The sequence below is a fragment of the Pseudomonas sp. GNP014 genome (assembly GCF_054344005.1).
In genome coordinates this window covers 1,094,178-1,117,737 of sequence record NZ_JBTGUS010000001.1, presented here as the reverse complement: position 1 = coordinate 1,117,737, position 23,560 = coordinate 1,094,178, and the positions used below count along the sequence as shown (strand labels likewise).

The 23,560-nt window shown below is 61.1% G+C and carries 20 protein-coding genes; 12 read left to right on the top strand and 8 right to left on the bottom strand.

All coding sequences use genetic code 11. From position 1 onward, the window contains the following. Positions 1 to 27: 27 nt before the first annotated feature. The 6 genes from ACXX9E_RS05215 to aspA all read right to left on the bottom strand — a co-directional run bounded on the left by ACXX9E_RS05215 (position 28) and on the right by aspA (position 8,057). Entirely contained in the window at positions 28 to 1,128 is a 1,101-nt protein-coding gene (locus ACXX9E_RS05215; protein ID WP_322375205.1) for a polyamine ABC transporter substrate-binding protein, read from the bottom strand. Next, positions 1,125 to 2,150 carry a histone deacetylase family protein gene (locus ACXX9E_RS05210; protein WP_458555117.1) on the bottom strand — a complete coding sequence of 342 codons (1,026 nt, stop codon included), beginning with the start codon at positions 2,148 to 2,150 and terminating at the stop codon, positions 1,125 to 1,127. The genes ACXX9E_RS05215 and ACXX9E_RS05210 overlap by 4 nt, the downstream gene beginning before the upstream one ends. A 197-nt stretch (positions 2,151 to 2,347) precedes the next feature. Continuing rightward, positions 2,348 to 3,343: an AraC family transcriptional regulator gene (locus tag ACXX9E_RS05205; RefSeq protein WP_123469967.1), complete on the bottom strand. Its 996-nt coding sequence runs from the start codon at positions 3,341 to 3,343 to the stop codon at positions 2,348 to 2,350. Positions 3,344 to 3,510: 167 nt separating this feature from the next. Continuing rightward, entirely contained in the window at positions 3,511 to 4,515 is a 1,005-nt protein-coding gene (locus ACXX9E_RS05200; RefSeq protein WP_186743873.1) for an asparaginase, read from the bottom strand. A gap of 172 nt (positions 4,516 to 4,687) precedes the next feature. After that, a complete protein-coding gene (locus ACXX9E_RS05195) occupies positions 4,688 to 6,133 on the bottom strand; it encodes an alanine/glycine:cation symporter family protein (protein WP_128613616.1) in 1,446 nt (481 codons plus the stop codon). 499 nt (positions 6,134 to 6,632) lie between these two features. After that, positions 6,633 to 8,057 carry an aspartate ammonia-lyase gene (aspA, locus tag ACXX9E_RS05190; RefSeq protein ID WP_123454738.1) on the bottom strand — a complete coding sequence of 475 codons (1,425 nt, stop codon included), beginning with the start codon at positions 8,055 to 8,057 and terminating at the stop codon, positions 6,633 to 6,635. A gap of 180 nt (positions 8,058 to 8,237) precedes the next feature. Between aspA and ACXX9E_RS05185 the strand changes: the two genes are divergently transcribed. The 5 genes from ACXX9E_RS05185 (at position 8,238) to ACXX9E_RS05165 (ending at position 12,047) form a co-directional block, all read left to right on the top strand. Next, complete coding sequence (locus ACXX9E_RS05185; RefSeq protein ID WP_123469962.1) at positions 8,238 to 9,146, top strand: LysR substrate-binding domain-containing protein; 909 nt, start codon at positions 8,238 to 8,240, stop codon at positions 9,144 to 9,146. Between the two features lie 330 nt (positions 9,147 to 9,476). Next, positions 9,477 to 9,968: a 5-(carboxyamino)imidazole ribonucleotide mutase gene (purE, locus tag ACXX9E_RS05180; protein WP_007954291.1), complete on the top strand. Its 492-nt coding sequence runs from the start codon at positions 9,477 to 9,479 to the stop codon at positions 9,966 to 9,968. A 10-nt stretch (positions 9,969 to 9,978) separates the two neighbouring features. Further along, positions 9,979 to 11,061: a 5-(carboxyamino)imidazole ribonucleotide synthase gene (locus ACXX9E_RS05175; protein WP_123469961.1), complete on the top strand. Its 1,083-nt coding sequence runs from the start codon at positions 9,979 to 9,981 to the stop codon at positions 11,059 to 11,061. Between the two features lie 110 nt (positions 11,062 to 11,171). After that, complete coding sequence (locus tag ACXX9E_RS05170) at positions 11,172 to 11,417, top strand: GlsB/YeaQ/YmgE family stress response membrane protein (protein ID WP_123469959.1); 246 nt, start codon at positions 11,172 to 11,174, stop codon at positions 11,415 to 11,417. Positions 11,418 to 11,510: 93 nt separating this feature from the next. Continuing rightward, positions 11,511 to 12,047: a DUF3299 domain-containing protein gene (locus ACXX9E_RS05165; RefSeq protein ID WP_186743876.1), complete on the top strand. Its 537-nt coding sequence runs from the start codon at positions 11,511 to 11,513 to the stop codon at positions 12,045 to 12,047. A gap of 123 nt (positions 12,048 to 12,170) precedes the next feature. Here the strand turns inward: ACXX9E_RS05165 and ACXX9E_RS05160 are convergent, their stop codons facing one another. Together ACXX9E_RS05160 and ACXX9E_RS05155 are read right to left on the bottom strand one after the other, a co-directional pair. Beyond that, positions 12,171 to 13,070, bottom strand: coding sequence for a D-hexose-6-phosphate mutarotase (locus tag ACXX9E_RS05160; RefSeq protein ID WP_458555116.1), 900 nt, complete (start codon positions 13,068 to 13,070; stop codon positions 12,171 to 12,173). A gap of 58 nt (positions 13,071 to 13,128) precedes the next feature. Then, the gene (locus ACXX9E_RS05155; RefSeq protein WP_003229628.1) at positions 13,129 to 13,533 is read right to left on the bottom strand and encodes an acyl-CoA thioesterase; all 405 of its coding nucleotides are present in this window, start codon (positions 13,531 to 13,533) and stop codon (positions 13,129 to 13,131) included. 376 nt (positions 13,534 to 13,909) lie between these two features. Here ACXX9E_RS05155 and ACXX9E_RS05150 point away from each other — a divergent pair, with 376 nt between their 5' ends. From ACXX9E_RS05150 to ACXX9E_RS05120, 7 genes are all read left to right on the top strand, one after another. Continuing rightward, positions 13,910 to 15,208, top strand: coding sequence for an MFS transporter (locus ACXX9E_RS05150; protein ID WP_123469955.1), 1,299 nt, complete (start codon positions 13,910 to 13,912; stop codon positions 15,206 to 15,208). Positions 15,209 to 15,440: 232 nt separating this feature from the next. Then, positions 15,441 to 16,442: a phosphate ABC transporter substrate-binding protein PstS gene (locus tag ACXX9E_RS05145; RefSeq protein WP_128613619.1), complete on the top strand. Its 1,002-nt coding sequence runs from the start codon at positions 15,441 to 15,443 to the stop codon at positions 16,440 to 16,442. A gap of 424 nt (positions 16,443 to 16,866) precedes the next feature. Further along, positions 16,867 to 18,900 (top strand): ABC transporter permease subunit, encoded by a 2,034-nt coding sequence (locus ACXX9E_RS05140; RefSeq protein WP_177490388.1) that lies wholly within the window; start codon positions 16,867 to 16,869, stop codon positions 18,898 to 18,900. Between the two features lie 15 nt (positions 18,901 to 18,915). After that, on the top strand, positions 18,916 to 20,586 hold the full coding sequence (pstA, locus tag ACXX9E_RS05135) for a phosphate ABC transporter permease PstA (RefSeq protein ID WP_123469949.1): 1,671 nt from the start codon (positions 18,916 to 18,918) through the stop codon (positions 20,584 to 20,586). A gap of 93 nt (positions 20,587 to 20,679) precedes the next feature. Then, the gene (gene pstB / locus ACXX9E_RS05130; RefSeq protein ID WP_123469947.1) at positions 20,680 to 21,513 is read left to right on the top strand and encodes a phosphate ABC transporter ATP-binding protein PstB; all 834 of its coding nucleotides are present in this window, start codon (positions 20,680 to 20,682) and stop codon (positions 21,511 to 21,513) included. A gap of 118 nt (positions 21,514 to 21,631) precedes the next feature. Then, entirely contained in the window at positions 21,632 to 22,393 is a 762-nt protein-coding gene (phoU, locus tag ACXX9E_RS05125; RefSeq protein ID WP_123469945.1) for a phosphate signaling complex protein PhoU, read from the top strand. 177 nt (positions 22,394 to 22,570) lie between these two features. Next, positions 22,571 to 23,527 carry a response regulator gene (locus ACXX9E_RS05120; protein ID WP_458555115.1) on the top strand — a complete coding sequence of 319 codons (957 nt, stop codon included), beginning with the start codon at positions 22,571 to 22,573 and terminating at the stop codon, positions 23,525 to 23,527. Positions 23,528 to 23,560: the final 33 nt, after the last annotated feature.

The following is a 23,560-nucleotide window of genomic DNA, read 5'->3' as shown; positions in this document are numbered from 1 at the left end:
GGGCGGGTCTCCGTCAGCAACGTTGTGTCAGGTGCCGGACTTGATCTTCGTCCATGCCCGGGTGCGTGCCCGTTCGGCGTCGCGCGGCAGTGGTTGCAGGGTGTACAGCGTGTTCATGGCGGCGTCGGTCGGGTACAGATTGGGGTTGTTGCGAATAGCCGGATCGACCTGTTCGGTGGCGTCCTTGTTCGGGTTCGGGTAACCGACAAAGTCGCTGACCGGCGCAATCACTTGCGGCTGCAACAGGTAGTTGATGAAGGTGTAGGCGTCCTCGGTGTTCTTCGCTCCCTTGGGAATGGCGAGCATGTCGAACCAGATCGGTGCGCCTTCTTTCGGCAGGCGCATGTCGACCACCACGCCGTTCTTCGCTTCCTTCGCCCGGTTGGCCGCTTGCGAGAAGCTGCCGGAATAACCGACGGCGACGCAGATGTCACCGTTGGCGATATCGGCCATGTACTTGGACGAGTGGAAGTAGGTCACGTAGGGCCGGATCTTCATCAGCAAGGCTTCGGCTTTTGCATAGTCGGCCGGGTTCTTGCTGTTCGGATCAAGACCCAGGTGTTGCAGGGCCAGCGGCAGAATCTCCGACGGCGAGTCGAGCAGGGCGACGCCGCACTGCTTGAGTTTGCTGATGTTGTCTTCCTTGAAAATCAGGTCCCAGCTGTCCACCGGCGCATTGTCGCCCAGCGCAGCTTTGACCTTGGCCGGGTTGAAGCCGATCAGGATGGTGCCGTACATGTAAGGCACGGCAAATTTATTGCCCGGATCGTTGGCTTCGATCAGCTTCATCAATTTCGGATCGAGGTGATTCCAGTTCGGCAGTTTGCTGCGATCCAGCGGCTGGAATACGCCGGCCTCGATCTGCTTGGCGAGGAACACGTTGGACGGCACCACCACGTCGTAGCCGGAGTTACCGGTCAGCAGCTTGGCTTCCAGCGCTTCGTTGGTGTCGAAGATGTCGTAGACCAGTTTGGTCTGGGCGTTCTGCGTCTTGAAGTCTTCCAGGGCCTTGGGCGTGATGTAGTCGAACCAGTTGTAGACGCGCAAGGTGCGTTCTTCAGCGTGGGCTGCGCTGCTCAGCAGCGCCGCGCACAGGGCTGGCGCGATGAGATGCTTGAGTCGGCTCATTGTTCAAACCCTTCCAGCACGTTCACTGCGTTGATGCCGATTTCTTCCACCGCGTAACCACCCTCCATGACGAACAGGGTCGGTTTGCCGAGGGCGGCGATGCGTTTGCCCATCGCCAGGTAATCCGGGCTGTCGAGTTTGAATTGCGAGATCGGGTCGTCCTTGAATGTATCGACGCCCAGCGAGACCACAATGATGTCGGCGCCGTAGCGCTCGATCTCGTTGCAGGCCTGGTCCAGTGCCGCGCTCCACACGTCCCAGCCGGAACCGGCGGGCAGCGGGTAATTGAAGTTGAAGCCAACACCTGCGCCATCGCCGCGTTCATCGTCGTAGCCGAGGAAGAACGGAAACTCGGCTTCCGGGTGGCCGTGAATCGAAGTGAACAGCACGTCGCTGCGCTCATAGAAAATCGACTGGGTGCCGTTACCGTGGTGGTAGTCGACGTCGAGGATCGCGACCTTTTTGTGCCCTTGGTCGAGGAACGCCTGAGCGGCGATGGCCGCGTTGTTGAGGTAGCAATAACCGCCCATCAAGTCGCTGGCAGCGTGGTGTCCCGGTGGACGGCACAGGGCGAAGGCACTGCGTGCCCCGCGCTGGATTTCCGCCTGGGCCGTCAGCGCCACTTGCGCTGCGCTGTAGGCTGCTTGCCAGGTGCCCGCGGTGATCGGTGCGCCGCCGTCGAAGCTGTAATAGCCGAGTTGGCCGTGCAGGCTGGTCGGTTTGATCTGCCGCAGCGTGCGCGCCGGCCAGGTGTAGGGCAGCAGATCACCGTCGGTGTTGAATTCAGTCCAGCGCTCCCATGCGCCTTTGAAGAAGTCGAGGTAATCGCGGCTGTGGATGCGTGCGATCGGCTCCAGGCCAAAGTCCTTCGGCGCCTCGACCGGGCCAAGGTGCTGGTTCTGCACCCGTTGCAACACGTGGTCAGCGCGTGAGGGCATTTCAAAGCATGGCTTGAGCTGGCCGTCGATGAGTTCACAGCGACCATGGTGCAGGTGGTGATCGTCCGAGTAGATCGTCAGCATTTGTTGTTCTCCGCAGGGCTGGTTCGGTGGCCTCCAGTGTTGCGGCGCGCGGCGAATCGGAGAACGGCAGAAAAGGCCAAAAGGGGATCGTTATGGCCAAAAGGTCTGACCGCAATTCGCCCCTTGCTGATGCAGGTTTGCACCTGTCATGGGCAGGAAATACAACATCCTTGTGGGAGTGAGCCTGCAGGGGGGGCTCAGTGGGGTCTGAACTGGCTGGGCGCCACACCGCTCCAGCGCACGAACGCATGGCGGAAACTGGCGGTCTCGCTGAAACCCAGCGTCTCGGCGATGCGGTAGATCGGCAACTGATCCTCACACAACATCTGCTTGGCGCGCTCGAAACGCAGCTCATCCAGCAACTCCTGATAACTGCTGCCCATGTCCTTGAGGTGGCGGCGCAGGGTGCGTGGCGAACACTTCATCTGGTGGGCCAGGCCTTCCAGTCCCGGCGCGGCATTCAGCTGGGTGCTGAGCAAGTGGCGGATGCGCCCCAGCCACGCCTGACGCCCGGTGAATTCAAGGTTCTGCTTGCGGCAACGTTCAGCCATCGCCTGATGGGTGATGACGTCGGCCAGCGGCAGTGGTTGCTCGAGCCAGCGGCGGTCGAACGCAAAGGCGTTGTCCTTGGCAGCGAAGTGCAGCGCACTGGCGAAGTGTTCGGCATAACTGTCGCGATAGTCCGGCGCATCATGCTCGAATCGCGTGGCCAGCAGCGGTAGTGGATGTCCGAGCAGGTCGTCGCAAATCACCTTCAGCGACACCAGGCAGAACTCGGCATTGAACACCGCCATCGCCGGGCTCTCGCGATAATCGGCGGCGACGAACCAGACCCGCTCGCCATCCTCTTCCAGACTCAGTTCAAAAAGTGTTCCCAGCAGCGCCGGATAACGGATCGCCAGACGTAAAGCGTCACCGAAGGTGGCACAGGTCAGCAGTGCGTAACCGAGGATGCCGTAGCAGGACACGTGCATGCGCCGGCCCAGTTCGAGGCCGATGTCATGCTTGAGGGCCACGGCGTTGGCGCAGACCTGCATTTCCTGATTGGTGGTGATGCGCGTGTCGGCGCGGGCCAGATCCGCCGCACTGATGCCGCTGCCCGTGAGCAGGGCGTCACTGGACAGGCCCTGATCCTTGAAGGTGTTAAGCACCAGCGAGACGGCGTTGAGGGTGGTGAGGTGGGAGTGCAGCATAGGATCTTCCAGCCTTGGGGATGGCTGGAGCGCAGCAAGTTGCATGCCGGACAACGATCAAAATGCAGGAGTGAGCCTGCTCGCGATAGCGGTCTGTCAGTCGCCCCAGGGTTTACTGACAGACCGCTATCGCGAGCAGGCTCACTTCTACAGGGTATTGCGTTGTGTCAGATCAGTTCGCCACACAGGTCGAGTTCGATCAGACGCCGCACTTCAGCCGTTTCCAGACCGGCACCGAGCAGCGCCTGCAACTTGCCGAACGCCGCCTCGCGGGTCATGCCGCCACCGGACAACACGCCCACGCCACGCAAGCGGCTGCCGGCCTCGTAAACGTCCAGCTCGACGCCGCCTTCATGGCACTGCGTGACCGCGACCACCACCACACCTTTATCCCGCGCACGGCCGAGGCTGGCGAGGAACTCGGCGTTGTCGCTCGGACCGGTGCCGCTGCCGTAGCACTCCAGCACCAGGCCCTGGATGCCGCCGTCGAGCAGGCCGTCGACAATCCCGGCGCTGATGCCGGGGAACAGCGGCAGCACCGCGACATTCGCCAGTTGTCTGGGCTGGTTGTAGTTCAGCGCTGCGGGGATCGCCGTAGCTTTCACGCCGCCACCCTGACGCTCCAGGCGCTTGAACGGATGCCGGCCGAAGCTGCGTACTTTCGCGCAGCGGGTCGGGGCCAGCAGTTCGCCGTGGAAGTACAGGTGCACGCCTGGCGCCAGGCCCTGGCCGAGGGCGACCAGCGCGCCACTGAGGTTTTCCCAGGCGTCGCTGTCAGTGACGCCCGCCGGCAGCATGGAGCCGGTGAAGCACACGCGTGCGTGGAGGCCGAGCAACTGGAAACTCATCGCGGCGGCGCTGTAGGCCAGGGTGTCGGTGCCGTGCAGGATCAGCACGCTGTCGCAGCCTTGCACGTCCACGGCATCGACCACCGCTTCACGCAGTTGCTGCCAATAGGCCGGGGTCATGTTGGCGCTGTCGATCAGCGGCGACATTTCCCGGAAGCGCCACTGCGGCACCACTAGCTCGGGTTGGCTGTGCAGGTAGTCGCGCATGCGGGCTTCGAAACCGGACGCCGGAGCCAGGCCGTTGGCACTGGCCTGCATGCCGATGGTGCCGCCGGTGTAGAGCACCATGACGTGTTGAGCGGCGGGGTAGGTCGACGAATTCATGGGGATTCTCCGAAAGGATGAGGTCCTTGTGGGAGCGAGCCGGCTCGCGAAGGGGGCATCCCATTCAACATTAATGTTGACTGATCAACCGCTATCGCGAGCAGGCTCGCGCCTACAAGTTATTGCATCACAATAACTGACGGGCGCAGGGGATGCGCCCGTCATTCACCTGTCAGCGTTGCGCTGCAGGCACGCCTTGCGGCTCGACGTCGGTCTTGCCGGCGGCTGGCGCGTCGGTCGGCCAGGCTTTCAGGTCCAGGTCCAGATCGGCAAATTTGCTGGAGTCGAACACGGGCTGCTTGACGCCGGCGCGGCGCTGCTCGTCGTAGTCGCGCATCACGCGCATGCCGACCTTGAACAGCATGGCCAAGGCCATCAGGTTGACGAAGGCCAGGCAGGTCATGGTGATGTCGGCGAAGGCGAACACGGTCGACAGGTCCTGCATCGAACCCCATACCACCAGCGCCAGGACCAGACCGCGGAAAATCATCAGTGCGGCGCGGTTGCGGGTAAGGAACTGCAGGCTGTTCTCGCCCAGGTAGTAGTTGTAGAGGATGCAGGTGAAGACGAACAGCGACAGCGCGACGCTGACGAAGATGCGGCCCCAGTCACCGACCACGGCGGCCAGCGAGTTCTGGGTCAGGACGATGCCGTCACCTTCGAAGCCCGGGGTGTAGAAGCCCGACAACAGGATCAGCAGCGCGGTGCAGGTGCAGATCACGAAAGTGTCGAGGAACACGCTGAAGGCCTGAACCACGCCCTGAGCGCCCGGGTGCTTGACGGAGGCCACTGCAGCGACGTTCGGCGCACTGCCCAGGCCCGCTTCGTTGGCGAACACGCCACGCTTCACGCCCATGACGATGGCGCTGCCCAGCAGGCCGCCGAAGGCCGGGTCGAGACCGAAGGCGCTCTTGAAGATGGTTTCCAGCATGGCTGGCACGTGTTCGATCTGGGTGCCGATCACGTACAGGGTCACGCCGATGTAGGCCAGGGTCTTGACCGGTACCAGCAGGTCAGACACTGCGGCGATACGCTTGATGCCGCCGATGAAGGTGATGGCCAGCAGCACCGCCAGGACGATACCGGTTTGGCGTGGGTCGAAGGCAAAGGCGTTCTGCAGCGAGTGGGTCACGGTGTAGGACTGCAGGCCAATGAAGGCGAAGCCGTAGGTGACCAGTAGCAGGATCGAGAACACCACCGCCATGCCTTTGAGTTTCAGGCCGTGCTGGATGTAGTAGGCCGGGCCGCCGCGGTACAGGCCGTCGCCATCGGCGCGCTTGTACACCTGAGCCAGGGTGCATTCGAAGAAGCTGCTGGACATGCCGACCAGTGCGGTCACCCACATCCAGAACACCGCACCCGGACCACCGAGGGTCACGGCGATGCCGACACCGGCGATGTTGCCTGCACCGACACGGCCGGCAAGGCTGAGCATCAGGGCCTGGAACGAGCTGAGTTGCCCGCCGCTGCTTTTCAGGCTGTCGCGGAACACCGCGAACATGTGGAAGAAGTGCCGCAGTTGAACGAAACGCGAGCGAATCGTGAAGTAACTACCGAGCCCGACAATGAGCACGATCAGTACTTTCCCTGAGAGGAAGTCGTTAATGACTTCGAGCATGGATTTTTCCTCGCTGTTTTTTGTGTGAGCAAATGCTGGACGGTCGGAAACATCGTGTTACGCCGGTGTGCACGCGGCACGACAGGAGAGGCGATGGTTTCGTCCCGGAGCTATTTCGCGGGTTTGTTATTAGTTCGGGTTTCGCATGGGTTATGGCCTCGTTACCGACGACCGCTCACGCGAAGAGGGGCGGCACTATACCGATCAGTGCGGCGCCCGTCTGCACGGTTGTGGTGCAAGCGACGAAACGAAGCTTTGAAACACCCGGCGTTACCGGCGCCGGGCTTTTGTAGGCGTGAGCCTGCTCGCGATGCAGACGCTGCGGTTTTGCAGGCTCACCGCGTAATCGTTCAGCGCGAGCAGGCTCACTCCTACAGAAGACATTTGTCCTTTCCAACAGTTAAAAAAAAGGGCTTGGAGACAAATCCCCAAGCCCTCAAAAGGTGAGAGGTGTCTAGTCCCTCGACCTGGTGAGCGGTGCTACACGTAACGCGTCGGCTCAGGCTTTGAGCGGAACCAGACGCGGAGCAATCATGTTTTCCGGGCGCAGGATGTCGGCGAGACTGGCTTCGTCGAGCAGACCTTCTTCGCGCACCAGTTCCAGCACGCCGCGGCCGCTTTCAAGGGCGATACGGGCGATGCGGGTGGCGTTTTTGTAGCCGATGTACGGGTTCAGCGCGGTGACCAGACCGATCGAGTGTTCGACCAGTTCGCGGCAGCGGGCTTCGTTGGCGGTGATGCCGACGATGCAGTGCTCGCGCAGCATGTCCATGGCGCGTTGCAGCAGGCGGATCGAGTCGAAGATCTTGAAAGCGATCAAAGGCTCCATCACGTTCAGCTGCAGTTGGCCGCCTTCGGCTGCCATGGTCAGCGCCAGATCGTTACCGATGACCTGGAAGGCCACCTGGTTAACGGCTTCCGGAATCACCGGGTTGACCTTGCCGGGCATGATCGAGCTGCCTGGCTGACGCGCTGGCAGGTTGATTTCGTTGATGCCGGTGCGCGGGCCGCTGGACAGCAGGCGCAGGTCGTTGCAGATCTTCGACAGCTTGACCGCAGTGCGCTTGAGCATGCCGGAGAACAGCACGAAGGCGCCCATGTCGGAAGTCGCTTCGATCAGGTCGGCCGCCGGCACTACCGGTTGACCGCTGATCAGTGCCAGACGCTGTACCGCCAGCGCTTGATAACGCGGGTCGGCGTTGATGCCGGTACCGATGGCAGTGCCACCCAGGTTCACTTCAGTCAGCAGTTCCGGGGCCAGCGTCTTCAGACGGGCCAGGTCTTCACCCATGGTGGTGGCGAAGGCACGGAATTCCTGGCCGAGGGTCATCGGCACGGCGTCTTGCAGCTGGGTACGGCCCATTTTCAGGACGTGATCGAACTCTTTGCCCTTGGCCGCGAACGCCTGAATCAGGCTGTCGAGGCTGGCCAGCAGGGTGTCGTGACCCAGCAGCAGGCCCAGACGGATTGCGGTCGGGTAAGCGTCGTTGGTCGACTGCGCCATGTTGACGTCGTCGTTCGGGTGCAGGTACTGGTACTCGCCTTTCTGGTGACCCATTGCTTCGAGCGCAATGTTGGCGATCACTTCGTTGGCGTTCATGTTGGTGGAGGTACCGGCGCCACCTTGAATCATGTCGACCACGAACTCTTCGTGGAAATCACCGCGGATCAATCGGGCACAGGCTTCGCTGATGGCAGCGTGCTTGGCTTCGCTCAGGTGACCCAACTCGCGGTTGGCGTCAGCGGCGGCCTGTTTGACCATCGCCAGACCGACAACCAGTTTCGGGTAATGCGAAATCGGAACGCCGGAGAGACGGAAGTTGTTCACCGCTCGCAGGGTCTGGATGCCGTAATACGCTTGAGCCGGTACTTCGAGGGCGCCAAGCAGGTCGTTTTCTGTGCGGAAAGATGCAGCGGAGGACATGATAGAAATCATCTCGATATGGACCCGGTCTGTGCCGGAACGCTGCGAATGCTAGGCTTGTGGGGATTTTTGGGCCAATGCTGTTCAGCACTGCCCTATGCACATTCGGCATAATGCCCGTGTGACGCCGCGTGCGCGGCAGACGTGTGACCCGTTTTGGTGCGTGTCCGGGAGGACGTGATGAATCTGGAAAGCAAATGGCTCGAAGACTTCAGTGCTCTGGCCGCCACCCGCAGCTTCTCGCAAGCGGCCGAACGGCGCTTCGTGACGCAACCGGCATTTAGTCGGCGGATCCGCAGCCTTGAAGCTGCATTGGGGCTGACGCTGGTCAATCGCTCGCGCACGCCGGTCGAACTGACGGCGGCGGGGCAGTTGTTTCTGGTGACCGCGCGCACCGTGGTCGAGCAACTCGGTGAAGTGCTGCGCCACCTGCATCATCTGGAAGGCGGGCAGGGCGAAGTGATGCAAGTCGCGGCCGCGCACTCGCTGGCGCTGGGCTTCTTCCCGCGCTGGATCGCGCAACTGCGCAACGAAGGTTTGAACATCGCCACACGGCTGGTTGCGACCAACGTCGGCGACGCGGTGCATGCGCTGCGCGAAGGTGGCTGCGATTTGATGCTGGCATTCTACGACCCGGACGCGGCGATGCAGATGGACCCGGAGATTTTCCCGTCGCTGCACCTGGGCCAGACCGAGATGCTGCCGGTGTGTGCGGCGGATGCCGAGGGCAAGCCGCTGTTCGATCTGGAAGGCGACGCCAGCGTACCGTTGCTGGCTTACAGCGCCGGGGCATTTCTCGGGCGGTCGGTGAACGGCTTGCTGCGTCAGCGGCAGCTGCGTTTCACCACGATCTACGAAACGGCCATGGCCGACAGCCTGAAAAGCATGGCGCTAGAGGGGCTGGGTATCGCCTGGGTGCCGCAACTGAGTGTGCGCGCCGAACTGGCTCGCGGCGAACTGGTGGTCTGCGGCGGCCCGCAGTGGCACGTGCCGCTGGAGATCCGCTTATACCGCTGCGCGCTGGTGCGCAAAGCCAACGTGCGCCTGCTGTGGCGCAAGCTTGAAGGCGGCGCTGCCCAAAACTCTTGAACCCACCCGCAGCCCCTGTGGGAGCGAGCTTGCTCGCGAAAGCGGTGTGCCAGACAACATCAATGTTGCCTGACACTCCCTCTTCGCGAGCAAGCTCGCTCCCACAAGGGATTTGTGGTGTTTGTCGGCTGACCTTCAGGTCAATAAAACCGGGCTTTTGCGGTAGATGACAGATGGTCGCGAAGGGGGCTGTTTATTGCTTTCTTTGCGGTATACTGCGCGGCCTTCGGCCGGTACGTCCGGCCATTTTTCGTACAATCAAGCCACGCAATCTGCGTGGCTTGTTGTTTTTGACGCGCCTGCGGGCGCCCAGAGAGAAGAGGCGCGACGATGAGTGCACTGGTTGGCGTGATCATGGGCTCCAAGTCCGATTGGTCCACCCTTAGCCACACCGCCGATATGCTGGAAAAGCTCGGCATCCCGTACGAGGTCAAGGTGGTTTCTGCCCACCGCACCCCGGATCTGCTGTTCCAGTACGCCGAAGAGGCCGAAGGCCGCGGCATTGAGGTGATCATCGCCGGTGCCGGGGGCGCAGCCCACCTGCCAGGCATGTGTGCGGCCAAGACCCACCTGCCGGTGCTGGGCGTACCCGTGCAATCGGCCATGCTCTCGGGCGTCGATTCGCTGCTGTCGATCGTACAGATGCCCGCGGGCATTCCGGTCGCCACCCTGGCCATCGGCAAGGCTGGCGCGATCAACGCCGCGCTGCTCTCGGCGAGCATCCTCGGTGCCAAGCATCCACAGTTCCACGCGGTACTGAAAACCTTCCGTGCCGAGCAGACAGACAGCGTCCTGGACAATCCAGACCCACGTATTGCCTGAGGTTGTTGAGATGAAGATCGGTGTAATCGGTGGCGGCCAGTTGGGTCGCATGTTGGCGCTGGCGGGCACTCCGCTGGGCATGAACTTCGCTTTCCTCGACCCTGCGCCGGACGCCTGTGCGGCCGCACTGGGCGAACACCTGCGGGCCGATTACGGCGATCAGGATCATCTGCGGCAACTGGCCGACGAAGTCGATCTGGTGACTTTCGAGTTCGAAAGCGTCCCGGCGGAAACCGTGGCGTTCCTCTCGCAGTTCGTCCCGGTGTACCCGAGCGCCGAAGCCCTGCGCATCGCTCGCGACCGCTGGTTCGAGAAGAGCATGTTCAAGGACCTGGGGATCCCGACCCCGGCCTTCGCCGACATTCAATCGCAAGCCGACCTGGAGGCCGCCGTGGCTTCCATCGGTCTGCCGGCCGTGCTGAAAACCCGCACCCTGGGTTACGACGGCAAGGGTCAGAAAGTCCTGCGCACGCCGCAAGACGTGGTCGGTACCTTTGCCGAGCTGGGCAGCGTTGCCTGCCTGCTGGAAGGCTTCGTGCCGTTCACCGGTGAAGTCTCGCTGATCGCCGTGCGTGCCCGCGATGGCGAAACGAAGTTCTACCCGCTGGTGCACAACACCCACGACAGCGGCATCCTCAAGCTGTCGGTGGCCAGTACCGATCACCCGTTGCAGGCCCTGGCCGAAGACTACTCCAGCCGCGTCCTCAAGCAGCTCGACTATGTGGGCGTGATGGCGTTCGAGTTCTTTGAAGTCGACGGTGGCCTCAAGGCCAACGAAATCGCCCCGCGCGTGCACAACTCCGGGCACTGGACCACCGAAGGCGCCGAGTGCAGCCAGTTCGAAAACCACCTGCGCGCCGTGGCCGGCCTGCCGCTGGGTTCGACGGCCAAGGTCGGCGAGAGCGCGATGCTCAACTTCATCGGCGTGGTGCCGCCGGTGGAGAAAGTCATCGCCATCGAAGATTGCCATCTGCATCACTACGGCAAAGCCTTCAAGGCCGGGCGCAAGGTCGGTCACGCCAACCTGCGCTGCGCCGACATGGCCACGCTGCAGGCGCAGATCGTCAAGGTCGAAGCGCTGATCGCCGAGTAACGACAGTTTCATCTGGCAGCGGCGGAACCATTCAGGGGCCGCCGTTCTCTGATGGCAGGATGCCAAAGTCTGACTAGGCTTCGCATATCTACTATTCAGAGGGAAATGCCATGGGAATTATCGGAACCATCTTTATCGGCTTGATCGTCGGCCTGCTGGCACGCTTCCTGAAACCGGGCGATGACAGCATGGGCTGGATCATGACCATCCTGCTCGGTATCGGCGGTTCGCTGGCAGCCACTTATGGCGGCCAGGCTCTGGGCATCTATCAGGCCGGTCAAGGCGCAGGTTTCATTGGCGCGCTGGTCGGCGCGATCGTGTTGCTGGTGATCTACGGTCTGATCAGAAAGAACTGATCCAAAGCGACAAAGTCCTCTCCGCCAGCGCGGCGGGGAGGGCTAGAATGCTCGGCGATTCAATGTACCTTCCTTTCTTGACCGAGCACCTTCATGCGCCGTCTTCTGTTGACTCTCCTTATTCTGGGCAGTGGTTTGGCCCACGCCGGCGAACTGCCGGAAACCGACTGGCTGGAACTGATGCCCAAGTCGGACCAAAAGGCCCTCGAGGCCATGCCCGAAATCGACCACAACTCCCCGGAAGCCACCGGCACCTTCACCGAGAAGGGCGGGATGAAACAGGCCAAGGGCCTGCCGGCGGTGATGTATTCGACCAAGACCGTGGCGTCGATGAACGACAAGCACATCCGCATTGGCGGTTACCCGGTGCCGCTGGAATCCGACGCCAAGGGCCGCAGCACGCTGTTCTTCCTCGTGCCATATCCGGGCGCGTGCATCCACGTGCCGCCACCGCCGCCGAATCAACTGGTGCTGGTGCGTTATCCAAAAGGCTTGAAGCTCGATGACATCTACACGCCGCTGTGGGTGACCGGCACGCTGAAGATCGAGAAGGTCAGCAATGATCTGGCCGATGCGGCGTATGCGCTGGAAGCGGACAAGGTGCGGGTGGTGCAGGAGTCCGATCTGTAGGACCTATACAAAACAATTGTGGGAGCGAGCTTGCTCGCGAATGCTATCTCTCAGTCACATTGAAGTTGACTGATACGACGCTTTCGCGAGCAAGCTCGCTCCCACAGTTTTATCGGGTGTAGCTTAAAGCGGTTGGCTGCCGACACTGACGCCCATGGTGTGGCTCGCGCCCGGCGCCAGGCTCACGATGTCATCCATCACATTCGCCGTCTCGATGCACAGCATGCGCTGCCAGCCATCGTTGTCCATGTCCGCCAACGCCGCTGCGCGGTCGATCCACGGGTTCCAGATCACCGCCGTGCGCGAACCTGTAGCGGTCAGCACAATACGCCGTTCCCAGGCCGGGTCGACGATGCTCAGTTGCGGCGGAGCGTCGAGGTAGATGCGGTCGGTCTCACCGGCAAAATGCAGATCGCCTTGCTGGCTGAGGGTTTTCCAGTCATCCAGCGTCTCGATGTAATTCAAGCCATCCACGCCATCGACGTGCACATTACGCACGTCACTGACGGCGAAATAGGTGTGCAGCGCCTGACTCAGGCTGACGGTGTCACTGCCACGGTTGTGGCTGGTCAGGCTGAAGCTCAGTTGTTCGGACAAATGCAGGGTCAGGGTCAGGTCGACCTCATGCGGCCAGCCCGGCAAGCCAGCTTCGGTGTCGGGCAGCTTGAACTCGACCTTGACGCCGTCGGCCTCCGATTCGATGCCGCCCAACGCCCAGTCCATCGCCCGCACTAGACCGTGCGCGGGTGCCGGTTGCTCACCGGTGTACATGGCCTGCACGCTCTGCGGGTTGCGTTCGAACTTGCCGAACCACGGCCAGCACACCGGCACGCCGGCGCGGATGCTCTTGCCAGTCTTGAACACAGCCTTGTCGTTGAGCCAGATGATCGGCGGCTGGCCGTCGATCTGATAACTGAGGATGTGCGCGCCTTGCTGGGCCACCAGCACTTCGGCCTGACCGTGGCGGATGCGCCAGCAGTTCAGTTCATTCAGTTTCACGGCTTCAACGTTGGGCGTGTTCATGGGACAACTCTCGATCAGACACTTGGGACGACTATCGACCGCAAAACGGTCGCGAGGTTTAACGTGCGCGTGGCGGTACCGAACGGGTGCGGCCGCTGCCGTCGATGGCGACGAAGACGAACACCGCTTCAGTGACTTTACGCCACTCGCTGGACAGCGGATCGTCGCTCCACACCTCGACCATCATCTGGATCGAGCTGCGGCCGATTTCCAGGGTCTGGGTATAAAAGGACAGCTGTGCGCCGACGGCCACAGGCACGAGGAACGCCATGCGATCAATGGCAACTGTCGCTACGCGACCGCCCGCCACACGGCTGGCCATCGCCGTGCCGGCCAAATCCATCTGCGCCACCAGCCAGCCGCCGAAAATATCGCCAAAGCCGTTGGTTTCGCGGGGAAGTGCGGTGATTTGCAGGGCCAGGTCGCCTTGCGGGATCGGATCTTCTTGTTCGAGCTCTATCATGCCGGGGGGGCCTCTGACCCGTGACTCTTCGTTGGTATTGCTGGTGGTAGCCGTCTTCAGGAAAAACGATTCAGCACCGAACATACTGCGTTCGTCACGTTTTCCATAGGCGCCTAAAGGGAAACTCTGCGAAAGCGGCTGGATCCACGCACCAAGGCGACCAACGACGTTTTCGCACAGCAACCCCCTACAAACCGGAGCAAGGTTGCGAGTATATCGGTCGGTAGACTCCGCGACGACCATCCGGTTCTCATTTTGACCGTCAAATACGCGCCTCTATGTGCTTTTTCGAACAATTTGCTATGGTGCCGAACCTGCCCAAGCCACAGCCAGCGTTGTTGTGGCGGCAGATCCGACTATAAGAGAAGCCCTTGCCATGACCACAGCGCCTTCGAGCCTCGCGCAGCCCGAGCAACCCGCACGACCGTTGACCCGCAATGACTACAAGACTTTGTCGCTATCGGCTCTGGGCGGTGCGCTGGAGTTCTACGATTTCATCATCTTCGTATTCTTTGCCACCGTGGTCGGCAAACTGTTCTTCCCGGCCGACATGCCCGAGTGGCTGCGCCTGATGCAGACCTTCGGCATCTTCGCCGCCGGCTACCTGGCCCGTCCGCTGGGTGGCATCGTCATGGCGCACTTCGGCGACCTGCTGGGCCGCAAGAAAATGTTCACCCTGAGCATTTTCATGATGGCCGTGCCGACCCTGATCATGGGGCTGCTGCCGACTTACGCGCAGATCGGCCTGTGGGCACCGATCCTTCTTCTGTTGATGCGGGTGATTCAGGGCGCGGCGATTGGCGGGGAAGTGCCGGGGGCGTGGGTCTTCGTTTCCGAACACGTGCCGCAAAAGCACATCGGCTATGCCTGTGGCACGCTCACCAGCGGCCTGACGGCCGGTATTTTGCTCGGTTCGCTGGTCGCCACGGCGATCAACAGCCTTTATACGCCGGTGGAAGTCGCGGACTACGCCTGGCGGATCCCATTCCTGCTTGGCGGTGTGTTCGGCCTGTTCTCGGTGTATCTGCGCCGCTGGCTGCACGAGACGCCAGTGTTCGCCGAACTGCAACTGCGCAAGGCGCTGGCTGAAGAAGTGCCGCTGCGTGCCGTACTGCGTGACCATCGCGGGGCGATCGCGATCTCGATGCTGCTGACCTGGTTGCTCTCGGCCGGCATCGTCGTGGTGATCCTGATGACGCCGACCGTGCTGCAGACGGTCTATCACTTCTCGCCTACGGTGGCCCTGCAATCGAACAGCCTGGCGATCGTGTTCCTGAGCGTTGGCTGCATCATCTCCGGTGCCCTGGCGGACCGTTTTGGCGCTGGTCGGGTGTTTGTCTTCGGCAGTCTGGGCTTGCTGATCAGCTCCTGGACCTTCTATCACAGCCTCGCCGATCACCCGAACTGGCTGTTCCCGCTGTATGCCCTGACCGGTCTGCTGGTCGGCACCATCGGTGCGGTGCCGTACGTGATGGTCAAGGCGTTCCCGCCGGTGGTGCGCTTCAGCGGGTTGTCGTTCTCGTACAACGTGGCGTACGCGATCTTCGGTGGTCTGACGCCGATGGTGGTCAGCCTGTTGCTTAAAGAAAGCGCGATGGGGCCGGCCTACTATGTGGCCGTCCTTTGCACGATGGGGATTCTGGTCGGGGCGTGGCTCTGGAAGAAGGGCCGCTGATTCCGATTCTGCAGCGGCTGTTCTGACGCCATCGCGAGCAGGCTCACTCCTACGGTTGGAATGTATTTCAATTGCAGGAGTGAGCCTGCTCGCGATTGGGACCACTCGAATCATTCAGTAGAAACCGGATGCTGGCCTTTCATCCAATTGTCATATTTCAGCCATAGAGTGTTCACACGGCCTGCTAATACTTGGCCCCGAATTAACACCCCCTATCTGCTAGGAGTAAGGCATGAAACTGAAGCGTTTGATGGCGGCAATGACTTTTGTCGCTGCTGGCGTTGCGACTGCCCACGCGGTAGCCGCTGGCGTTGACCCGGCAATTCCGGCTTACACCAAGGTCACCGGTGTTTCGGGCAACTTGTCCAGCGTTGGTTCCGACACTCTGGCCAACCTCATGACCCTGTGGGCTGAGAACTACAAAAAAGAATACCCGAACGTCAACATCCAGATTCAGGCCGCTGGCTCCGCCACTGCGCCACCTGCGCTGACCGAAGGCACCTCCAACCTGGGCCCGATGAGCCGCAAGATGAAGGACACCGAACTGGCGGCCTTCGAGCAGAAGTACGGCTACAAGCCAACCGCTATCCCGGTGGCTGTCGACGCCCTGGCGGTATTCGTGCACAAGGACAACCCGATCCAGCACCTGACCATGGAACAGGTTGACGCGATCTTCTCGTCCACCCGTCTGTGCGGCGCCAAAGCCGACGTCAAAACCTGGGGCGACCTGGGCGTGACCGGCGACCTGGCCAACAAGCCGGTGCAGCTGTTCGGTCGTAACTCGGTATCCGGCACCTACGGCTACTTCAAAGAAGAAGCCCTGTGCAAAGGCGACTACAAGCCGAACGTCAACGAACAACCAGGTTCGGCGTCGGTCGTGCAGTCGATCAGCTCCTCGCTGAACGGCGTCGGTTACTCGGGCATCGGTTACAAGACTGCCAGCGTGAAAACCGTTGCGCTGTCGAAGAAGGGCAGCACTGACTTCATCGAAGACACCGAAGAAAACGCCCTGAACGGCAAGTACCCGCTGTCGCGCTTCCTCTACGTTTACGTCAACAAGGCCCCGAACAAGCCTCTGGCCCCGCTGGAAGCCGAGTTCGTGAAACTGGTTCTGTCGAAACAGGGTCAGGAAGTTGTAGTGAAAGACGGTTACATCCCACTGCCGGCCAAGGTTGCTGCCAAAGCCCTGGCTGACCTGGGTCTGCAAGAAGGCGGCGCTGTCGCCAAGAAGTAACAAATTGAGTCCGGGGTGAACCCCTTCGGACTCAGGTGAAAGGCCGGACCTGCCCGCAGACCGGCCTTTTATACACCTCTCAAATTTTCGATCCTCTGCCAGCTCCGTTGGCGGTGGATTTGGTGCGTCACTGCATTGTCATCTTTCTGTCATACAGGATCGCTAGGGTGTGCGCATGAATGATCTGGCCAATTCCCACATGACTACTAATCCCCCCAAGCGCATTGATTTCAATACGCCTGAGTTGCAACGCAAGCGCCGTATTCGCGCGCTCAAGGATCGCTTCACCCGCTGGTATGTCCTGATCGGCGGTCTTGCCGTACTGGCCGCCATCACCCTGATTTTCTTCTTCCTCGCCTATGTGGTTGCCCCGTTGTTTCAGGGTGCCAGCCTGACCGCGAAAGATGCTATTACCCCGGCCTGGATGCAGGACGCCGGCAAGCCGCTGATGATTTCGCTCGAGGAGCAGAATCAGGTGGCGATGCGCGTTTCCGACAAGGGCCAGGCGCTGTTTTTCGATATCGACAGTGGCGCTGAATTGAAGCGCGTCGATCTGCCGCTGCCGGCAGGCGCTACCGTAACCTCCATCGGCGAAGATCAGCCAGGTCATCCGCTGGTGGCTGTGGGCCTGTCCAACGGTCAGGCGCTGGTGTTCCGTCACACCTATAAAGTCAGCTACCCCGATGGCAAGAAAACCATCTCCCCGGCCATCGAATACCCGTACGGCAACACGCCGATCGTGGTGAACGAAAACGGCGGGGCGCTTGAGCACGTTAGCCTCAATGCCACCGATTCGACGCTGATGCTGGTCGGCTCGACCGGTTCGCAACTCAATGTGCTGTCGCTGACCAGCGAAGAAAACATGATGACCGGTGAAGTCACCAGCGAGCAGAAGCGTATTGATCTGCCGCAGATGACCGAGCCGGTGAAAAACATCTTCGTCGACCCGCGCCAGCAATGGCTGTACGTGGTCAACGGGCGTGCCCAGGCCGACGTGTTCAGCCTGCGCGACAAGAGCCTCAACGGTCGCTACAAACTGCTGGAAAACGCTGACGCCGAAGTTACTGCGAGCACCCAGCTGGTGGGCGGTATCTCGCTGATCATCGGTGACTCCAAGGGTGGCCTGGCCCAGTGGTTCATGGCCCGTGACACCGATGGCGAGCTGCGCCTGAAGCAGATCCGCACGTTCCAGATGGGCACTGCGCCGATCGTTGAAATCACTGCCGAAGAGCGCCGCAAAGGCTTCGTTGCCCTCGATGCATCCGGCAAGCTCGGCGTGTTCCACAGCACTGCGCACCGCACGCTGCTGGTCGAGCCCGTGGCCGAAGGGCAGGGCCTGTTCGGTCTGTCGCCGCGCGCCAACCGGGTGATCGTCGAAGCCGGCGGCAAACTGCAACCGCTGCTGCTCGACAACCCGCACCCGGAAGTGTCGTGGAGCGCGCTGTGGAGCAAGGTCTGGTACGAGAACTACGACGAGCCTAAATACGTCTGGCAATCGACGGCGGCCAACACCGACTTCGAACCGAAACTGAGCCTTTCGCCACTGACCTTCGGCACCCTGAAAGCCGCGTTCTACGCGATGCTGCTGGCGGCACCGCTGGCCGTTGCCGCTGCAATCTACACCGCCTACTTCATGGCCCCGGGCATGCGCCGCAAGGTCAAGCCGGTGATCGAACTGATGGAAGCGATGCCGACGGTAATCCTCGGTTTCTTCGCCGGTCTGTTCCTCGCCCCGTATGTGGAAGGGCATCTGCCGGGCATCTTCAGCCTGCTGATGCTGTTGCCGATCGGCATCCTGGTTGCCGGTTTCACCTTCAGCCGCCTGCCTGAGTCGATCCGCCTCAAGGTGCCGGATGGCTGGGAAAGTGCGTTGCTGATTCCGGTGATCCTGTTCGTGGGCTGGCTGTCGCTGTACATGAGTCCGTTCATGGAGAACTGGTTCTTCGGCGGTGACATGCGCATGTGGATCTCCCACGACCTGGGCATCACCTACGACCAGCGCAACGCTCTGGTGGTCGGTCTGGCCATGGGTTTCGCGGTGATCCCGAACATTTATTCGATCGCCGAAGACGCCGTGTTCAGCGTACCGCGTGGCCTGACCCTGGGCTCCCTGGCCCTCGGTGCCACGCCGTGGCAGACCATGACCCGCGTGGTGATCCTCACCGCCAGCCCGGGCATCTTTTCGGCGCTGATGATCGGCATGGGCCGTGCGGTCGGTGAAACCATGATCGTGCTGATGGCCACCGGTAACACACCGGTCATGGAAATGAACCTGTTCGAAGGCCTGCGCACCCTGGCCGCCAACGTCGCGGTGGAAATGCCGGAGTCGGAAGTCGGCGGCAGCCACTACCGCGTGCTGTTCCTCTCGGCGCTGGTGCTGCTGTTGTTCACCTTCGTCATGAACACCCTGGCAGAACTGATTCGTCAGCGTCTGCGCAAGAAATACTCGTCGCTTTAAGAAAGGTAGAAGTCTGTGAAACAGAACTCCCTGAATGGATGGTTCAAGAGCGGCGCCCCGGGCGTCTGGATCAGCGGTGGCGCGGTGTCCATCGCGGTCATCATGACCATTGGCCTGCTGGCGGTGATCGCCGTGCGCGGTCTGGGTCACTTCTGGCCGGCGGATCTGATCCACGCCAGCTACGACGTGCCGGGCCAGGCCAATCACCTGGTCATCGGCGAAGTGGTGCAGAAAGAAGAAGTGCCCCGCGCCCGCTTGAAGAGCGCCGGCCTGCCGGTGCCCGATCAGGGCCCGGAATTCATGACCCGCGAGCTGATCAAGGTCGGTAACCGGGACTTGAATGGCAACGACTTCACCTGGATCGTCGGCGAGTGGCTGACCAACCAGAAAAATCCGCCGGAGCTGATGGCGCTGGAGCGCCGTGAGTGGGGCAACTTCTACGGCTACCTGGTCAACGTCAAACAGGACGGCAAAGTCATCGCCGAAGGCGAAGCAGCATGGCCTGAGCTGCAAGCGCGGATCAACCGTGTAAACGGTCTGGCTACGCAACTGAAGTCGCTGGAAAAAACTGACATCGGTGCAATCAACGCAGGCCTTGAGCGCATCCGTCTGCACGGTCGCAAACTGGAACTGGAAGGCAAACTCGACGCCACCGCGCAAGCGGACATGGACTCCGAGCGCGCCGAGCTGAATGCCCGTTATCAGGACATTGAAGCCCGTCTCTCTGACCTGCACGCGCAGTTCAACCGTGACGCGCTGACTGCCCGCGATGCCAACGGCAAGGAAATCGAAATCAGCCTCGGCAAAGTGGTTCACGCCTACCAGCCGAACGCCATGGGCACTTTCAGCAAGATCGGTTTCTACTTCAGCAAGGTCTGGGAATTCCTCTCCGACGACCCGCGTGAAGCCAACACCGAAGGCGGGATCTTCCCGGCGATTTTCGGCACCGTGATGATGACCCTGATCATGGCGATGATCGTGACCCCGTTCGGCGTGCTGGCGGCGGTGTACCTGCGTGAATACGCCAAGCAAAACACCCTGACGCGGATCATCCGTATCGCGGTGAACAACCTCGCCGGCGTTCCGGCAATCGTTTACGGCGTGTTCGGTCTGGGCTTCTTCGTCTACGTGCTGGGTGGTTCGGTCGACCGTCTGTTCTTCCCCGAAGCATTGCCGGCGCCGACCTTCGGTACACCGGGTCTGCTCTGGGCGTCGTTGACCCTGGCGCTGCTGGCCGTACCGGTGGTGATCGTGGCGACCGAGGAAGGTCTGGCGCGTATCCCGCGTACCGTTCGTGAAGGCTCGCTGGCACTGGGCGCAACCAAGGCCGAGACGCTGTGGAAGATCGTTCTGCCGATGGCCAGCCCGGCGATGATGACCGGCATGATCCTCGCCGTGGCTCGCGCCGCCGGTGAAGTGGCGCCGCTGATGCTGGTGGGTGTGGTGAAACTGGCACCGTCGCTGCCGGTGGACGGCAACTACCCGTACCTGCACCTGGACCAGAAAATCATGCACCTGGGCTTCCATATTTATGACGTCGGCTTCCAGAGCCCGAACGTCGAGGCGGCACGTCCGCTGGTGTATGCCACCGCGCTGTTGCTGGTGCTGGTGATCGCCACGTTGAACCTGTCGGCGGTGTATATCCGTAACCACCTGCGCGAAAAATACAAAGCACTGGATAGCTAAAGCTATTAGCCACAAGCGGCGAGCTACAAGCCGCTTTTGCTCAAACTTGCAGCTTGCAGCTAGAAGCTCGCAGCTACGAACGGAGTGAGAACCATGCAGCACGAAACACACACCCACGGCATCAACATGTCTGCCCTGGGTCGCGACAAGCAGAGCCTCAACCTCGAACAGGAAACCGTGGCCATCGAAGTGCCGGGCCTGAGCCTGTTCTACGGTGAGAAGCAAGCCCTGTTCGACGTCAGCATGAACATCCCGAAACAGCGCGTGACCGCCTTCATCGGCCCGTCGGGCTGCGGCAAATCTACGTTGCTGCGTACCTTCAACCGTATGAACGACCTGGTTGATGGCTGCCGTGTCGAAGGCGCGATCAACCTGTACGGCAACAACATCTACCGCAAGGGTGAAGACGTTGCCGAGCTGCGTCGTCGCGTTGGCATGGTGTTCCAGAAGCCTAACCCGTTCCCCAAGACCATCTACGAAAACGTGGTCTACGGCCTGCGTATCCAGGGCATCAACAAGAAGCGCATTCTCGACGAAGCGGTCGAGTGGGCGTTGAAAGGCGCGGCGCTGTGGGACGAAGTCAAAGACCGTCTGCACGAGTCGGCACTGGGTCTGTCCGGTGGTCAGCAACAGCGTCTGGTGATTGCCCGTACCATCGCGGTTGAGCCGGAAGTGTTGCTGCTCGACGAACCGTGCTCGGCCCTCGACCCGATCTCGACCCTGAAAGTCGAAGAGCTGATCTACGAGCTGAAGTCCAAGTTCACCATCGTCATCGTGACCCACAACATGCAGCAGGCTGCACGGGTGTCCGACTACACGGCGTTCATGTACATGGGCAAACTGGTGGAATTCGGCGACACCGACACGCTGTTTACCAATCCGGCGAAGAAGCAGACCGAAGACTACATCACAGGGCGGTACGGCTAGCCGTACAGCTGCAAGCCGCAAGTTTCAAGCGGCAAGAAAGATGCGGTGCGATATCAGGACTTATACATAACTGCTTGAAGCTTGCAGCTTGAAGCTTGCAACTTTCGCGGAGCGAACAATGATTTCTAAAGAAGGCCTCACTCATCACATTTCCGCGCAGTTCAACGCCGAACTGGAAGAAGTGCGCAGCCACCTGCTGGCTATGGGCGGACTGGTCGAGAAGCAGGTCAATGACGCGGTCACCGCACTGATCGAGGCCGATTCCGGCCTGGCTCAGCAGGTGCGCGAGATCGACGACCAGATCAACCAGATGGAACGCAACATCGACGAAGAATGCCTGCGCATTCTCGCCCGTCGGCAGCCGGCGGCGTCCGACCTGCGCTTGATCATCAGCATCTCCAAGTCGGTGATCGACCTGGAGCGCATCGGTGACGAAGCGACCAAGATCGCCCGTCGCGCCATCCAGCTGTGCGAGGAAGGCGAAGCGCCGCGCGGTTACGTCGAGGTTCGCCACATTGGCGACCAGGTGCGCAACATGGTGCGTGATGCGCTGGACGCGTTTGCCCGTTTCGACGCCGATCTGGCGCTGTCGGTGGCGCAATACGACAAAGTCATCGACCGCGAATACAAGACCGCCCTGCGTGAACTGGCGACCTACATGATGGAAGACCCGCGCTCTATCTCGCGGGTTCTGAGCATCATCTGGGTCCTGCGTTCGCTGGAGCGCATCGGCGACCACGCGCGCAACATTTCGGAACTGGTGATCTACCTGGTGCGCGGCACCGACGTGCGTCACATGGGCCTCAAGCGCATGAAAGAAGAAGTTGAAGGCACAAGCGGCGAAACCGCTAATGTTCCGGGCGTTGCTGACGATAAGTAAGATTGCCTGAGAAAAGCGCCCGGCCCTTTGGCCGGGCGTTTTTGTTTAGGGCTTTCAAGTAAAAAATCGAATTAAAAAGCAGCACCCGCGAACGAAAAGTCCCGGCGTGACTGAAGAGTTTTGGCAATGTGCCATCAGCCAGCGTTATGCTTGCCGGGATTTTTATAGGGGTGTTGGATGAGCAAGATCAGTGTGTTGGTCGTGGACGATGCGTCGTTCATTCGTGACCTGGTGAAAAAGTGCCTGCGTAATTACTTCCCGGGGATCCGCACCGAGGACGCCATCAACGGCAAGAAAGCCCAGGCAATGCTGGCCAGGGAAGCGTTTGACCTGGTCCTGTGCGACTGGGAAATGCCGGAAATGTCCGGTCTCGAACTGCTGACCTGGTGCCGCGAGCAAGACAACCTCAAGACCATGCCGTTCATCATGGTCACCAGCCGTGGCGACAAGGAAAACGTCGTGCAGGCGATTCAGGCCGGTGTTTCCGGCTACGTCAGCAAGCCGTTCACCAACGAGCAACTGCTGACCAAGGTCAAGCAGGCGCTGAACAAAGTCGGCAAGCTCGACACCCTGATGAACAGCGCCCCGACCAAGATGAACTCGGCGTTCGGCAACGACTCCCTGAGCGCATTGACCGGTGGCAAGCCTGCCGTGGTCGGTGGTGCTCCGGCAGCCGCTGCGGTCAACCCGTTCGCCAAGCCTGCTGCCGCTGCTCCGGCGCCTGCTGCTGCGCCGTCCCGTGGTTTGCTCAACAGCCCGCCAGTCCAGGCCCTGGCCGCCGCGAAAGCGCCGGCCGGCGGACGTGGCCAGGGTCAATTGCGTCTGCCGAGCGGCAACCAGCAATGCGTGATCAAGGCCCTGAGCATCAAGGAAGCGTTGCTGGTGGTGAAGCGCACCGACACCCTGCCGCAGATCCTCGACAGCGCCGTGCTCGACTTGGAGCAGGGCGACAACGCCGAAATCGCCCGCCTCAATGGCTACCTGCACGCCATCGTTGCCCACGAGCAGAAAGCCGACAGCGACTGGCTGCAACTGACCTTCCGCTTCGTCGACCAGGACGCGCAGAAGCTCGACTACATCTCCCGCCTGATCGCTCGCGGCACGGCACAGAAGCACTTCGTTCCGGGCGCTTGATCTTCTTCGACTGATACACCGCTATCGCGAGCA

Coding starts and splice junctions, on each gene's coding strand:
- ACXX9E_RS05215 (WP_322375205.1), bottom strand. CDS start 1,128: ATGAGCCGACTCAAGCATCTCATCGCGCCAGCCCTGTGCGCGGCGCTG.
- ACXX9E_RS05210 (WP_458555117.1), bottom strand. CDS start 2,150: ATGCTGACGATCTACTCGGACGATCACCACCTGCACCATGGTCGCTGT.
- ACXX9E_RS05205 (WP_123469967.1), bottom strand. CDS start 3,343: ATGCTGCACTCCCACCTCACCACCCTCAACGCCGTCTCGCTGGTGCTT.
- ACXX9E_RS05200 (WP_186743873.1), bottom strand. CDS start 4,515: ATGAATTCGTCGACCTACCCCGCCGCTCAACACGTCATGGTGCTCTAC.
- ACXX9E_RS05195 (WP_128613616.1), bottom strand. CDS start 6,133: ATGCTCGAAGTCATTAACGACTTCCTCTCAGGGAAAGTACTGATCGTG.
- aspA (WP_123454738.1), bottom strand. CDS start 8,057: ATGTCCTCCGCTGCATCTTTCCGCACAGAAAACGACCTGCTTGGCGCC.
- ACXX9E_RS05185 (WP_123469962.1), top strand. CDS start 8,238: ATGAATCTGGAAAGCAAATGGCTCGAAGACTTCAGTGCTCTGGCCGCC.
- purE (WP_007954291.1), top strand. CDS start 9,477: ATGAGTGCACTGGTTGGCGTGATCATGGGCTCCAAGTCCGATTGGTCC.
- ACXX9E_RS05175 (WP_123469961.1), top strand. CDS start 9,979: ATGAAGATCGGTGTAATCGGTGGCGGCCAGTTGGGTCGCATGTTGGCG.
- ACXX9E_RS05170 (WP_123469959.1), top strand. CDS start 11,172: ATGGGAATTATCGGAACCATCTTTATCGGCTTGATCGTCGGCCTGCTG.
- ACXX9E_RS05165 (WP_186743876.1), top strand. CDS start 11,511: ATGCGCCGTCTTCTGTTGACTCTCCTTATTCTGGGCAGTGGTTTGGCC.
- ACXX9E_RS05160 (WP_458555116.1), bottom strand. CDS start 13,070: ATGAACACGCCCAACGTTGAAGCCGTGAAACTGAATGAACTGAACTGC.
- ACXX9E_RS05155 (WP_003229628.1), bottom strand. CDS start 13,533: ATGATAGAGCTCGAACAAGAAGATCCGATCCCGCAAGGCGACCTGGCC.
- ACXX9E_RS05150 (WP_123469955.1), top strand. CDS start 13,910: ATGACCACAGCGCCTTCGAGCCTCGCGCAGCCCGAGCAACCCGCACGA.
- ACXX9E_RS05145 (WP_128613619.1), top strand. CDS start 15,441: ATGAAACTGAAGCGTTTGATGGCGGCAATGACTTTTGTCGCTGCTGGC.
- ACXX9E_RS05140 (WP_177490388.1), top strand. CDS start 16,867: ATGCAGGACGCCGGCAAGCCGCTGATGATTTCGCTCGAGGAGCAGAAT.
- pstB (WP_123469947.1), top strand. CDS start 20,680: ATGCAGCACGAAACACACACCCACGGCATCAACATGTCTGCCCTGGGT.
- phoU (WP_123469945.1), top strand. CDS start 21,632: ATGATTTCTAAAGAAGGCCTCACTCATCACATTTCCGCGCAGTTCAAC.
- ACXX9E_RS05120 (WP_458555115.1), top strand. CDS start 22,571: ATGAGCAAGATCAGTGTGTTGGTCGTGGACGATGCGTCGTTCATTCGT.